13 protein-coding genes and 2 pseudogenes are annotated in these 13,483 nt (G+C 57.0%); 9 read left to right on the top strand and 6 right to left on the bottom strand.

What is annotated here, in order from left to right:
• The first annotated feature begins 251 nt into the window (after positions 1-251).
• Entirely contained in the window at positions 252-1,124 is an 873-nt protein-coding gene (locus tag HB680_RS14735; RefSeq protein ID WP_213939352.1) for a DNA/RNA non-specific endonuclease, read from the top strand.
• 46 nt (positions 1,125-1,170) lie between these two features.
• Here HB680_RS14735 and HB680_RS14740 read toward each other — a convergent pair whose 3' ends face one another.
• The 3 genes from HB680_RS14740 to HB680_RS14750 all read right to left on the bottom strand — a co-directional run bounded on the left by HB680_RS14740 (position 1,171) and on the right by HB680_RS14750 (position 5,129).
• The gene (locus tag HB680_RS14740) at positions 1,171-3,642 is read right to left on the bottom strand and encodes a hypothetical protein (protein ID WP_213939353.1); all 2,472 of its coding nucleotides are present in this window, start codon (positions 3,640-3,642) and stop codon (positions 1,171-1,173) included.
• Positions 3,643-3,927 (bottom strand): hypothetical protein, encoded by a 285-nt coding sequence (locus HB680_RS14745; RefSeq protein WP_256735541.1) that lies wholly within the window; start codon positions 3,925-3,927, stop codon positions 3,643-3,645.
• Between the two features lie 272 nt (positions 3,928-4,199).
• Positions 4,200-5,129 (bottom strand): DMT family transporter, encoded by a 930-nt coding sequence (locus tag HB680_RS14750; protein WP_213939354.1) that lies wholly within the window; start codon positions 5,127-5,129, stop codon positions 4,200-4,202.
• Between the two features lie 74 nt (positions 5,130-5,203).
• Between HB680_RS14750 and HB680_RS14755 the strand changes: the two genes are divergently transcribed.
• Positions 5,204-6,052 carry a LysR family transcriptional regulator gene (locus tag HB680_RS14755; RefSeq protein WP_213939355.1) on the top strand — a complete coding sequence of 283 codons (849 nt, stop codon included), beginning with the start codon at positions 5,204-5,206 and terminating at the stop codon, positions 6,050-6,052.
• Between the two features lie 33 nt (positions 6,053-6,085).
• Here the strand turns inward: HB680_RS14755 and HB680_RS14760 are convergent, their stop codons facing one another.
• Together HB680_RS14760 and HB680_RS14765 are read right to left on the bottom strand one after the other, a co-directional pair.
• Complete coding sequence (locus HB680_RS14760) at positions 6,086-6,964, bottom strand: hypothetical protein (RefSeq protein ID WP_213939356.1); 879 nt, start codon at positions 6,962-6,964, stop codon at positions 6,086-6,088.
• A 3-nt stretch (positions 6,965-6,967) separates the two neighbouring features.
• Positions 6,968-7,129 (bottom strand): DUF2986 domain-containing protein, encoded by a 162-nt coding sequence (locus HB680_RS14765; RefSeq protein WP_213939357.1) that lies wholly within the window; start codon positions 7,127-7,129, stop codon positions 6,968-6,970.
• A 185-nt stretch (positions 7,130-7,314) separates the two neighbouring features.
• Here HB680_RS14765 and HB680_RS14770 point away from each other — a divergent pair, with 185 nt between their 5' ends.
• Positions 7,315-7,725 (top strand): hypothetical protein, encoded by a 411-nt coding sequence (locus HB680_RS14770; RefSeq protein WP_213939358.1) that lies wholly within the window; start codon positions 7,315-7,317, stop codon positions 7,723-7,725.
• A gap of 227 nt (positions 7,726-7,952) precedes the next feature.
• On the opposite strand, the pseudogene HB680_RS14775 reads toward HB680_RS14770, so the two are convergent.
• Positions 7,953-8,322 (bottom strand): annotated as a pseudogene (locus tag HB680_RS14775) (hypothetical protein).
• Positions 8,323-8,792: 470 nt separating this feature from the next.
• On the opposite strand from HB680_RS14775, the gene HB680_RS14780 reads away from it, so the two are divergent.
• The 6 genes and pseudogenes from HB680_RS14780 to HB680_RS14800 all read left to right on the top strand — a co-directional run bounded on the left by HB680_RS14780 (position 8,793) and on the right by HB680_RS14800 (position 13,483).
• On the top strand, positions 8,793-9,029 hold the full coding sequence (locus HB680_RS14780) for a hypothetical protein (RefSeq protein WP_213939359.1): 237 nt from the start codon (positions 8,793-8,795) through the stop codon (positions 9,027-9,029).
• Positions 9,030-9,786: 757 nt separating this feature from the next.
• Positions 9,787-10,143, top strand: a complete 357-nt coding sequence (locus tag HB680_RS14785; protein ID WP_213939360.1) for a hypothetical protein — start codon at positions 9,787-9,789, stop codon at positions 10,141-10,143.
• Positions 10,144-10,295: 152 nt separating this feature from the next.
• A pseudogene (locus tag HB680_RS32795) lies at positions 10,296-10,525 on the top strand (hypothetical protein).
• A 75-nt stretch (positions 10,526-10,600) separates the two neighbouring features.
• Entirely contained in the window at positions 10,601-10,993 is a 393-nt protein-coding gene (locus tag HB680_RS14790) for a GFA family protein (protein WP_213939361.1), read from the top strand.
• Between the two features lie 153 nt (positions 10,994-11,146).
• Positions 11,147-11,968 carry a hypothetical protein gene (locus HB680_RS14795; RefSeq protein WP_213939362.1) on the top strand — a complete coding sequence of 274 codons (822 nt, stop codon included), beginning with the start codon at positions 11,147-11,149 and terminating at the stop codon, positions 11,966-11,968.
• A 144-nt stretch (positions 11,969-12,112) separates the two neighbouring features.
• Positions 12,113-13,483 carry a hypothetical protein gene (locus HB680_RS14800; RefSeq protein WP_213939363.1) on the top strand — a complete coding sequence of 457 codons (1,371 nt, stop codon included), beginning with the start codon at positions 12,113-12,115 and terminating at the stop codon, positions 13,481-13,483.

The following is a 13,483-nucleotide window of genomic DNA, read 5'->3' on the forward strand; positions in this document are numbered from 1 at the left end:
TATCGCCGCCTAAGAATATCGAGGGGGGAAACGTACGGACTGCCCAGCACTAAAACGGCAAGTCATGGTCAATAAACCCCGCACGACCGTCAGCGGTCATACTGCCCGGAGCCGACCGGATCCGCATCGGTATTTTGATCAAGGACAGTGAAAGCATGCTCGCCGCACTATAATCCGCCGCCTCCGCCTGGTTCCGTGAATCGGGACTCGCCGTACGTTTACTCCTCAATCCAAATCGAAGAATTTAAAGCATGCACCTACGCAAAATTGCAGTTGGGCTGTCGGCCCTTGTTTTGCTCTCGACTGGCGCAGAAGCCCGCAGTCTGCTGGATCTCCTCAAGCCGCCTACCCAGCATCAGACCCAAACGTCGCACTCGGGCTCGATCAGCCAGAACGCGGCCCTGGACCTTTATTCAAACAAGCAGAAGCAGGCATCGTTTGACGGTTGCGCCGATCTGTTTCCGGCAGCGAAACCGATCAACACGGCGACGGTGCCGGCCACCATGAAACCCTTGGCCCTGTGTTCCGACAACTTTGCGGTGCTCTACTCGCAAACCAGCAGGACGCCGCTGGTAGTGGTCGAACGCCTTAATTCCGCCCAGTTGCAGGACGCCAAAGGCGAGGAGCGCACCAACCAGTTCTACCCGGACCCGCGGATCCCCAAGAGCGGGCGGGCAGAGTTGAGCGACTACCGCAGCCAACATCCGGCCGTGGACCGTGGTCATCAATCCCCGGCCGCCGATGCACCGAGCCCCAATGCCATGGCCCAGTCCTTTGCGCTGTCGAACATGGTGCCGCAAGACCCCACCAACAATCGCAAGATCTGGAGCAAGGTCGAGGCGGACGTGAGGAAGTTTGCCAAGCGCGCCGATGGCAATGTGTATGTCTTTACCGGCCCGCTCTTTGACTCGGGCCACGCCACCATTGGCGACAACAAGGTCTGGGTGCCGACCCGGTTGTTCAAACTGGTTTACGACGCATCGTCCAAGCGTGCCTGGGCGTACGTCCTGCCCAACGCCGAAACCCGTATCGAGCGACCGATGGACTATGACGCGTTCGTGAAGAGTACCGGGCTCAAGTTGCTGGGGAATCTTCCGGTCAGTGGTTCGGTAGGGCGTTCTTAAAGCAGAAAGGGACAGATCAATCTGTCCCTTTTTTTGCCAAGCGTGACTAGCGCCAGTGGCTCAACGCCGAGGTGTCCAAGGCTTGCCACGCTTCGGCATTCCCCCGTTGATCCTTCGTCAGCCAGAGGCCCGCGCTCGGGCACAGTGCCTCGGCGGGGAGCGCCAGCAGGTCGCTCAATTTCAGCACAGTGGTTGAGCCCCGGTCGGTTTCGTCCTCGGCTTCCCAGTCGCGCAGAAACAAACGCACCGTCAAGGCATCGTCGTTGAAACTTTCAAATTGCAGTCGATTGCGCAGCCACTGCGGTGACTGCCTCAAGGTTCGCGCCTGGACATCCAGCAGCAAAACCTGCCAGGCCAACTGACCGCCGTGGTCATCGTCGACGCCGGTATGGAGTCGAGTCAGCGCGAGATAACGCGCATCCTCGGACCAGATCATCGAAGGCGCGAGATCGCTGATGGCACAACCGGACGCCGTCAGCAAATACCCGCCCAGGCGTGGGCTTTGGACGCGCAGCCAACTGTCGGCGTATTCCGTTTCACACCCGAACAACCACGCGGCGTCGTTATCCAGCGGTGCGGGCTGGACAAAGTTGCCATCGGCGATCGCAGACTGTGGCTGCTGGACCAGGCGCCAGTCGGGGAGGGCGGTCAGGCCTTGTGGGCCGACATTCAGCTCACACCACTCATAGTAAAGTCGCGAGTCCGGTCGATACTGAGAAAACTCAGCGGCATTGCCCGCCTCGGGGGGCGATTGATCAAAGCGCTGCAACGGACTGCTTGGCCGATCCTGATCCAGGCGACCGCGAATCACCGCCAGGCTCAGTCGCCGTCCACGAAAGTCCAGCAATCGAGCGGCCAACAGAGGCGGACTGTGCATCAACAGGCGTTCCTGTGCGTCGGCCACCACCACATGCCCGGCGGTGGCGGGCGGCACGGTGAACGGAATCAAGGCGATGTAGCGTCCGGTGTCTGAAACGCGATGATCGAGCAGCCAGACGCCGGGTAACGCCCAGTCGCCAATCGTGCAGGTATAACCGCCGAGGCCCAGACTGTTGTCCTGCTGCCAACTGAATTGAGCCCGCGTCTCATCGGTCACGGGTGCCGACTCGACCCTCGTCGCGCCGCGCTGTCCATCACCCGCCAGCGGCACGGCCAACCGCACTTGCGTCAGTTGCCGCTCCGCGACCTGTATCCGGCCGTTTGGCGCATGACCGACCTGGGAATCACAGTCGCTGTGGATGCTGTACAAGCCGTAGCCATAGCGACCGCGATCAGGCTGCGGATAGTCGAAGTAGGACGATAGACGCAGGAAGTGCTCATCCAGCGCCAGCGGTTCGCTCCAGCCCAGGGAGGGTTCGCTGTCAGCGGTGATCCACGGGCAAGGCAGTGTCTGCCAGCCTCGGTCTGCGTGCCAGAGCCAGTAGTCGACGGCTTGATCTTCACCCCTCCGCGCGCGGCAGGCGAAAGCGCGGCTATCGGGATTCCAGATGATCGCGGTGTCGGCCCTGATCAGTAGCGAAGTGGGCTCACCGTTAATGTTCACGCGGTATTCCGGGTTCCTCAGCGGGTCGCAGGGCTGCGCCAATTCGCGCAAGCTCGCCGGCAGCGCCAGACGGGCGTCCAAGTGTTGCTGACCATCGGGGGAGGTATGCCGGAGCGTTTTGAGCTCAAGGTTTTTTTGCCAGTCACCCGGCTCAAGCCAAAGATCAACCACGGGCACCATATCGATCCTTTCAGCCGTCGCCAGCAGTTGTTCCAGGCTGATCTGCCGTGCGCCGTTGTCGACGAGCGGGCTGTAACGCCCACTCAGGGTTCCATCGTTAAAGGCATCCAGTTCCCAGAATTCATCACACGCACACTGGTAGAGCTGATGCTGCTGTCGATCGAGAATCACCAACCCCCAGGCCTGACGCGAGGGTAACGGCGCGGCGAAATAGCGTCCGTCATTCGAGAACCGCGCCGACGACCCGAGGCTCTGGAGCAGCACCCCATCGGGAAACAGGTAATCGCACAGGACCGGCCCGCCCATGGCGATTTCACTGTAATTGAACACCCTGATGGTCTCGCCCTCGGGTGTTTGCCGGGGTTCGTCCCCACCCCAGGCACTGGGCCCGCCGGCGGACTGACCACCCGATAGCGGCGACGACTTGGCCGGCGTCTTGTCGGCCAGGCCAAAACGTCGTTCCAGATGACTGACGCACGCCAAGCCGCAGAACATCACCACCGCCGCTCCCGCGATATCCCAATACGCTGGCAACGCCCGGCCCAGATTGAAACCCAGGCCGATGGCGGCGGAGGTCATCAACCGCGCAACCCCGCGACCGGTGCGCAGCCAGCCGGCCCGCGCTGTCAGCCACATCAGGGCCGCACACCCCAGCACCACCCCGAGCGCCCACAGCAACGGAATGACCGTCACCAGGAAAATCGGGATCAACAGCACGGCGATTTGCCACAGCAGATCGAGCAATAAACGCGGCAGGCTTTTTTCGTCAGCGGGTTGATCGGAAGAGGAACTCATTTAGCGACCATCCAATGGGTAGTGTTTGATACGGCACGGATAATCCTGGCCATCGCCTTTGCAGATGCCATCCAGATAACGGTAATCCACGCGCACCGACTGCCCTTTGGTGGGCCATTGACGGCGTGGAAGGGTGGTTTGGTAGTCAGTCGTTTCCGGGGTGAAGGTGAGCGTCGCGCCGACCTTCGGGCATTCGACCGTGGTGGATGCGGGGATGGTTTTCAGGATCTGCGCCTGGAGTTGGGGGTACGGCCGTTTCATGACTTCGGTGACACGCACGTCCATCCTGCAAATTTGCCAGGTGGATGCCTGTACGGGGTCGCACAGTATTGGGAGCGTCAAAACAAAGAGTGCGAGGCCTGTTTTCAGGGCATCGCGTGCGCGGCGACAGGTCTGGGCGGCAGCGGATCCCGTCAGCGCCCTATAAGTGGCAAGCCCGTCAGGCGATAAACTCATACATCAAATCCTTGGATGCGTAATGAATCGTGCTGTCTGGGGGCGTTTGCTACGTTGTCCCGCGTTGGGTGATTCTGGCAGCAACGCTGCACTGGGTGGTTTTATTTTGCGCGAGCCTCCGCCCGCACCACCATCCAGATTCCAATTCCGGACACGACCATCCCCGAAACCATCTGCCAAGACAGTGGTTCGTTGAACATCGCCCAGGCCCACAGCATCGTCACCGGCGGGCTCAGGTACAAAACGCTGGCGACGCGGGTCGCGGTCGCGCGGCGCAGGCACACCCAGTAAAGCCCATATCCGCCGAGGGTCGACAAACACACCGTCCACAGCACGCTCAGTGCAAACCCGGTGCTGGGGATCGGCGCCAGGCTGCCCTGGGTTCCCTCGACAATGCCGAAGGCGATGCTCGACACGCAACATTGCAGCCACAGGTTGGGCAGCAGATCCAGCGACTCCGTTGTGGACAAATGCTTCTGCCACAGTGTCGCGACGGCGAGAGACAGCATGCCGAGCAGCGGCAGGCCATACGCCCATAACGGCGCGTTGCCCCACGCCAGCGTGCCATGGGTCACCCACACCACGCCGACCAGGCCGATGACCAGCCCGGCCCAGACTTGCCAGGCCAGTCGTTGCCCAAGTACCAGCGCGGCGAGCAGCGCCATGCCCATCGGCAGCAGATCGGCGAACAACGCGGCAAGGCCCGCCGGGACGCCGAGGGCGATGCCCTGGATGACGCCGGCTAGATAACCCGCCATGGCCAGCAGGCCGATGCCGGCGTTTTTCAGCAGCGTCGCGGGGGAAGTACGCCGCAGTTGCTTGGCGACAAAGGGCAACAGGATCAGCGTGACCACCACGCAACGCCAAAACACCACCAACAGGGCGGGGGCGTAATCAATCGAGAAACGCGCGCCGACGAACCCGGAACTCCAGGTCAGAATCAGCGCCGCCTCAAGTAATGGCAGCGGAATAGCCTGACGCCAGTCTGGCGCGGCTTGCGGATGAGCGGTCATCGGAGTGGGCTGGTTCATCGCCACAGGCTACGAAACCGGCGTAATCTAATAAATCAAAATTAAGTGCAGCAATCATTCACGAAGATTGAATCATGACAGCAATACTCGATATCGAGCTGGTCCGTACATTTCATGCCGTAGCGCGGATTGGCAAATTCAGTGCGGCGGCCGAGCAACTGCACAAAAGTCCGGCGGCGGTCAGCGTGCATATCCAGCGGCTTGAAGCCGTAGCCGGTGGGCGTTTGTTGAACCGCGATAATCAGTCCGTGTCCCTGACCGCATTAGGCAAACGTCTGCTGTTGTCCACCACCGAACTGCTGAGCACCCACGACCGGGTGCTCGCCGACCTGCACGGCACCCATTTGGCCGGGCGCATTACTTTGGGCGTTCCCGATGAATACGCCGTGCATGTCATCCGCGACATCCTGCCGACTTTCGCGGCGGCCTGGCCCAACGTGGTGCTGGAACTGAGAACCGGGCCAAGCTACGCGCTGCGGGATCTGGTTCAGCAAGGCAAGCTTCAGACGGCGGTGATAGCCCAACTCAAGGGCCAACCGAGTGCGCACGTGCTCGTCGCCACCACACCGGTCTGGGTCGGGCCGACGAACACCAGCGTGGCCTCGATGGACCCGCTGCCACTGGCCATTCACGCGGCGCAGTGCCCGTATCGACAAGCCATGACCGAGTTGCTCAAACACAGCGGCCGGCGCTCGCGAGTGGTGCTGGAAAGTCCCTCCAATCAGGCGATCAAGGCGTGTGTCGAGGCGGGGTTGGCGATCAGCCTGATCGACCGCGCGTTTGTGACGGACAACATGCAGATCCTCGACGGTTTGCCGGTTATACCGGAGCATGAAATCGTGTTTATTCGAGCGCCATCCACCGACGACGATGAAGCCGTGAACCTGCTCGCCCAGGCCATACAGCAACACTTTCGGCTTTGATGAGCCTCGTCGCCATGGCAGGCGCGGCAGCTTTTACCCGACGCTGGCTTGCGCTTTGTCCATCAGCCGATGCAGCCATTCGGCATCCGGCTGATTGACCACGGCGTAGCGGTCCGGCGGGAAAAAAATCCAGTGATGGGCGACTTCGGCAAGACGCTTGAGTTCGTCGGCTGACAGCCAATACGACGTGTCCACCAAGGGCATCGGCGCGCCGCTGAAACGTCGGCCCAGCGCGAGATGAGTGCCGGGCGCAAAGGCGATCGCCAGTTCCTGAGTGGGTTGCAGTTGCTTGTCCGGCGCGGGCATTTTCCCTTCCCGGCCGTAGCTGAAACTCCCCGGAAATTGTTCCTTCAGCACCAGCCAATGGCCTGCCGAGGTCCTGGCCACAACCCATTGCGCAACCCCGCTGTCCTGCATACTTTCAAGCTTGCCGTTTTTCCATTGCATGACGCTGTTGCAGTCCGGGTCGTAATCGGAAGACCAGAGGCTGGTGCCGGATTCCAGGGTATGGCGCTCAAGCTCGACCAGCCCTTGGTCTGGCATGGACTGCCAGTAGCGTTTGGTCGGGTCGCGGGTATCGCGCCAGAAATTGCGAAATCCCCAGGCGCCCATGAACAGCAGCGTTGCGAGCGCGAGCCAGCCAAAAGAGTTGCCGATGACCCGGTCGATATCCAGATCAGGGGCGAATAACGATCGACAGAGCAGCAGGCCCAGTAAACACACGATACCCGGCAGAACCGGGCCAAAGCACAACGGTGGCAATAACACCGCGATCCAACTGAAACGATGCCCGGAAGCACGCTCATACGCCCAGGCTTTCTCCTGAGCAAGCATCGGCGCCTGTTCCCGTGGGGCGATGCCAGGGTTGGGCGTCTGAAAGCGTATGTATCGCGTGTAGGAATCGTCGCTCATGGATCAGCTGTCAGAGGCGCTGATGGCGTCCTGATCGGCTTCTGCCTCCAGCTTCAACCGGTCGGCCTTACTGATGTATTTATCCTTTTTTTGCGGTGCCAGTTTGGCACTGGCCTTCTTGGCTTTAGCCTTAAACAGTTGCTGTAATTTTTTTTGACGATTCATCTCGGTCTACCGGGCTTGAAAACGCTCGAATGATAGCCGAAATAGGGGGCGGATTTATTGAATGGACCCGTTATCCGGAAAATAGATCTGTCCCGTTATCCACAAAAAAACATTGTTGATTTGCTCTTTGCTACTACTCTGGGGGCGCAGATGTCATTTGCTAATCATCAAATGGAAGGCCAAGGATGAGCACGTTCGTACGATCCCTTACGGTAGATATATTCAATTCAAGTGGTGCTGACATTACTGTCAACTATGGCTTGCTGACGGGTGGCGAGTGGATGACGCCGCCGGTTCCCGGCACAGTCATCTGCGCCACCCAACAGCAAACCTACGTTAACGGTGTGTCCAATACCCTATCGTCACTCGGAGGTCAGATTTTACTGACGCCTGCCACGGGCGGCAGCATCGCCCCTGTATGGAACTGGCCGTCGGGCTCCCCGGTTTCTGGCAGTGTGACCAATACTGCAACGGATCTCGCCATTAGCTACCAGATGGTAAACACCCAAACCAACAATCCCACGATGAAGATAGTGGTCGCTAATGCGAGCACCAGCGGCAAGTTCGTGGCGGCAGTGAATGAAGCGGATCTCTAGCGACGGTATGTCAGGCACGACGCCTTAATCGTAGGAGCAAAGCTTGCTCGCGATGAACGATAACGCGGTGTATCAGGCCTGACGCCATCGCGAGCAAGCTTTGCTCCTACAGATGTCCGGCCTGATTTTGGGTGTGTAGGAGCGAGGCTTGCCCGCGAAGAACGATAACGCGGTGTATCAGGCCTGACGCCGTCGCGAGCAAGCTTTGCTCCTACAGTGCCTGGCTGCTACCCAGGCCTGTGGTTATCCAGTACGCGATTGACCGCTAACTCTCCCAACGTGATCACCCGGTGCAGCATCAGCATCGTATAACGTCGCGGAGCGTCATTGAGGTCGACGAGATCGTTGACCATCTCGCGGGCTCCGGCCAACGATTCGCTGGCCTCGACGAGCAACGTTTCGTCATCCACCGCTGCGTCGATGGTGAAAATGGTGCTGCGTTTGCAGGGCGGTATCTGCGTTTTTTGTCGCCCCGGGGTTCAGGTAATAGTTGAGCGCGCGGTCGGCCGACTCTTTCAGTTTCTTGGGGTCAAGATCAAAAGAGGCGTCGTAGGGCACTGGGCCGGTATTTGGGGGATTGGGTGTAACTTTGAACATAGATGAAACTCCCATTTTCGAACTTAAGATAGAGGAGCCATCACCTTCGCTACCAAACGAGGGGTGGCGGCCATACGTGGGTTGGTAGACCGGTCGAAAACGGGAAACCCGGCGCTCGCAAGGAGCCCCACGCATGACCACCATATAAAGCTGAGTCCCAAAAAGAGACTACATAAGGTGCCGCCATGCGGATGTTTTCGAGGCGGGCTACCAAACCCGATCACTGTTTTGCAGTGACCCGGAAACGATATCGCCCGCCCCAAAGTCGCACAAGCCGGCGGATTCTGGCGTACGCGTAGGTAACGGCGCAAGGCGTTGTAGCCGTTTATGACGTAACACCGAGTGTCTTTAAACGCGCATCGTTAAACATGTTTATGCGCATCAAACGCTCCCCGTCGAATAGTTGAACCAAGTGCTGGTTAATCAAGTCGGGATTGTTAACGGCACTTCTTCCCTGACGAGAATCCACCATGCGCTTCTACACCCTGAAATACCTGTTCGACGGCGAGCCCCACACCCACGTGTTCGATCTCAAGCAGCCTCAACTGCCGATTCATGAGGCGGCGATGCACCTGCTACAGCTGCATTTCGGAGATGGTGAAAATAGCCTGATTATGCCCAACGCGGATGCGACGCCGGCGGAGGTTTTAGAACAGGCCGAGCGGGTGGGGCTGACGCAGATTAAGGTTGTCGATCAACACATTTGATGGCAAGTGCAGAGGCCTGGATAGTGCGTTTTTAGCTTTGAATGAGTGTTCATAGCCGGCTTCTGCCCGTCGCGAAGGGCAGCAACCTACCCGAAGCGGGCGGTGGCGATGAATTCACCCTCTGGGAGCACGTAGATCAACTACAGTTTGCTTACCCATCTCCAAGGATCGTCATCTATGGCTGCGGATCAGGATCGTTTCTCACGCGTGTTCAGTTTTGTTCTTAGCAACGGCATTGAATTATTCCCGGTACGAATGAAGCGTAGGAGCACCGGAATAATTGCCTATCGCATTTCACGTGGCGGGGCTGGCGGGAACACATTGGAGGCAGGGGAGGAAGTTGATGAAGCGACAATGGTCCATAAGGTCCTAACCCTTGGCTTTGCTGTCCGCTGCTCCTCACTCGATGGGAATACCCAAGGCTTGTACAAGTCAGATCAGCGATCTGTGCGCGAAGTGCGTCGAGAAAAAAATCTGTCGAATTAGACGCTTCGATTCTTGCGAGTTTTCTTGCACGAATCCAGGGACCGGATTTATTTATGGAAAAAATCTACCCCATTGTCATTTTTCGATATTTTCGTTGGACAAAGCCGCACTTGAATGCTCCGTCAGGCCTATAAAACTCGTGGTTGATAATAACCGCATGTAACTCCTATTGCGGAGTAGGTCAGGAAGCAAAAAGGAACAGATTTATTTTCCGTTCAGCAGGCGAAGCGGTAGCAGACTTGCTCGATGAGGAATTAGAGGAGTTTTCACATTGGGATATTCTTTGAGTCAGTCAGAGTTGACAAAGATCAGGGTCGCACTTTCGGACCCGTTTAATGACTTCCCGGTCGATTACGACTTCATAGCAACGCAAGTGAAAGGCGTAGATCTTAAAACGCTCTACGAAATCCTTTACTCGGAAGTTGCGCCGGTATGTTTCACCAATATTGCGGCTGCCGTTCCTACCGTATGGACGGGTTTCGACCCGGACTCCCTCAATGCCATGATTGAAGAAAGGTGTGCAGCCAGGAGAAACAATTGGTTTCGTAGGCAGTTTGATAAGTTACTTGTTCGTTGGCTGGAATATAACTACGGGTATATCTGGAAGGAAATCGCCATTAGATTGTGAGTGTGAGATGAGAGATTTTTTTGTTTCCAAAGAGGGAGGCGCCTCTATTTAACGAAAATAGATCTGTCCCTTTACTCCAAATAGTTGAACCAAGCGCTGGTTAATCAAGTCGGGATTGTTAACGGCACTTCTTCCCTGACGAGAATCCCACCATGCGCCACTACACCCTGGAATACCTGTTCGACGGCGAACCCCGCACCCACGTGTTCGAACTCAAGCAGCATCAACTGCGATTCACGAGGCAGCGATGCACCTGCTACAGCTGCACTTTGGGGACGGAGAAAATAGCCTGATCATGCCCAGCGCGGACGCGACACTGGCGGAGGTTTTAGAGCAGGCTAAGCGGGTAGGGCTGACGCAGATTAAGGTTGTCGATCAATAAAGCTGATGGCACTCCATTGACCCCCAACTGCTATTTTCAAACATCCGGACTGTTCCATCTCATAGGAGACGCAACATGGATCGATTCACCGGCGGCTGCCTATGCGGCAACATCCGAATCGAAGCAACAGGCCAACCCTACCGCGTTGGCCTGTGCCACTGCCTGGACTGCCGCAAACACCATGGAGCACTGTTTCACGCCTCGGCAATTTTCCCTGAGGATGCGGTAACGGTAGAAGGTGAGGCGCGGGACTACGCCGGGAGGTTCTTCTGCCCGCACTGCGGCTCATCGGTTTTTGCCCGCACTGGCGACGAAATCGAAGTGAGCCTCGGCTCCCTGGATGCCCCAGATCAACTGATCCCGTCTTACGAAAGCTGGATTATCCGTCGTGAGTCCTGGTTACCGGTGTTTGCATTCGCTAGACGATATGAGCGCGATCGTGAAGGTCATGGCCGCGACGAAAAGTAGCTGCGCGAGCAGTGGAAAGTCATCCATACCCGCTCCATTGCCTTAAATTCATGGAGATTGCGCGCGAGCCAAATCAGCCGCTCGAACCTCTGGCCGTTTCCCATTTTCGTTCTACGCTCAAAGATCGAGTAAGCGTTCAATGGAGTGAATTCAATGCGTGTTGAAAATCTCTACATCATTTGCATATTGAATGGCTTGGATGAAGACACTCTGCACCAGAGCGCAGAGGGGCTGTTCTATAAATATGCCGGTAGGGAGGGTACGTCTAACGTTGAGCTATGGGACTTTCGACGAACCGCCAATACGTGGGCCCAGAAGGCTGTGTGGAACGGAAAGATAGCTTACAGCGGCGATATCGAGATCAGAAGCGAAGCGGACCTTGAACAACTGAACGCGGGCCTCAGGACTGCAAAAAATCCTGGCGGTGGTGACGCGGGGGCTATCGTCGTAGCCCATGGCGCGGTCGGGTCGTTAGCCGGAACCCCCGCTGCTGACGTGGCTAAAAAAGTAGGGGCCCAGGCGGTGTTGGAGGGTTGGCCGGTATTCCGGAAAATTGTTCTGGAAGTGTGCAGGTCAGGGACGATTAACCCTAAAGATCAAGCAAAAGACCCAACGGTTGCACAGCAATTTCTGAAAGCCTACGCCACGGCAGTAGACACCAACGAACCGGTGATGATTGTCGGTTACGACGCTGCAGTCTCTGTCGCTTACAAAGGCAAAGAGGGAATGCCGGAGGATGCCTATGATGATGATATGGAGGCGCTACCGGCTCAGTATGGGAGGAAGTTTCTCATGCAGCACGATGTTCGTTATAACGGTGATGCGGTCTGGATGTCAGCGGTCAAAGGCAATGAACATACATATACCGACCTGACCAAGAAAGCGAAGCGGGCCTTTAACTATCTGGCTATCAAAAACAAACCCAAGCCCATAGCGACTGAAATTGCACTGGATGGATGGTCCGACAGAATGTAGAAATGTTTTCTCGGACGTATCAGTCGGTATTCAGCCAGGCGGTTAAACATGCCGCGCTGGGCAGATTGCTTACCCAAAACGAATACTTACTCCCTATATCTACTTAGAAAACCAACAGTCGACTCAAGCCGACGCGGAGCCTTTATGCATGGATTTCCCAAACGTTTGTTCGGTGTTTACACGTGCACGTCTTTTCTTGCGTTACTTCTCGGTGCCCCGGTCTTCGCGGACGCCTTGGATGATCAAAAAGACGCATTGGAAAAACAAAAACAAATTGCTCTTTTGAAGCAGTCAATAGCGGAATCACAGAAGGCTACTGCCGAGGCTCAAAAGGCCACGGCCACTGCTTTGGGAGTGGGAAAGAGCGCCGACGAGGCCGCCATCGCGGCGTCAAAAAGTGCGACTGCTACATCCAATGCAACAGGCGACCTGGCCGAAATCAATGCGCTTAAAACGACCTTGGGCGATCCGAAGAAAATCGGTGTTGATGGGTCGATCGCTTTCACAACTGAAGCGCAGAACATCATGTTGCAAAGTCGCCAGGGTGGCATTGCCGCAGTGCGTGATGCGGCAGACGAAATTTGCAGCGCGCTGACAAAAAATGCCCAGGTACGAAGCGCTGTAGGTCTTAGACCTCTTACGCCTGGGACGCCACTCCCTCCACCCGCGTCGTCTGGTTCCAAGACCCGGATTGTTGCATTGAGCGAGGCGCGACTGACGGAGATGGTTGCAGCAAAACTCCGGATGTCACGGTTTACGGCTCTTTATGACACAGTGAAAAACACGCGCCTGGAACCGCCTGAAAGGGCTGCAGATGTAAAAGGGAGCAAGGAGGACACGTGGTTTGCGGCGCGAAACCAAATGGTTTTAGGTCTCCAGGAGTCCCTCATGGCCGCGCAGTACCTCATGAATGGTGTCGACAACATTGCAGGAGCTTTCCGTACAGACAAAACCTTCAATATGGTCACTACGACCGCAAGGGAGGACCTGTTTGAGTCGCGGCTGAGCGCTTGCTGGGCAATATTTGATCCTCGATCCTTGGCCAGGAAAGCGGATCGCGACCGGCTAAAAACCACCATTGAGGAGTTTGCAAAGAAGGTTCAGTTCATGCAGGACTTCGCGGCTGAAGTCGCCACCAAACGTCGCGAATTCGATGCGCTACCCAAGTCCAGGCAAACGATAACGCAAAACTTGCAGATCAAGACGTGGGAGGCGCTGGCAGCCCGGGTTAATGCGTTGACCATCCCGGATGCGCAGTTGTTAACCGACCTGGCGTTAACCTCGATGGAGAGTGTGATCAGGGAGCATCCGGTCATGACTTATGCGTTGAGCGTCCAAGACACGCAAATCCTCAAAAAACGCTGGCTTCTAAATAATAAGATTAGTTTCCAAGGGACAGCTGAGGTGGTCTATCAAGTGACGAATATCGACGGCACCATTCTGGACGGCGACGCCGTCTCTGTAACCAGTCAAGCAGAAGACATTGCCAGCACCAAAGGAGTAAAGCCACGCTGA

It is taken from the genome of Pseudomonas sp. dw_612, from assembly GCF_018449725.1.
Taxonomy (GTDB): Bacteria; Pseudomonadota; Gammaproteobacteria; order Pseudomonadales; family Pseudomonadaceae; genus Aquipseudomonas.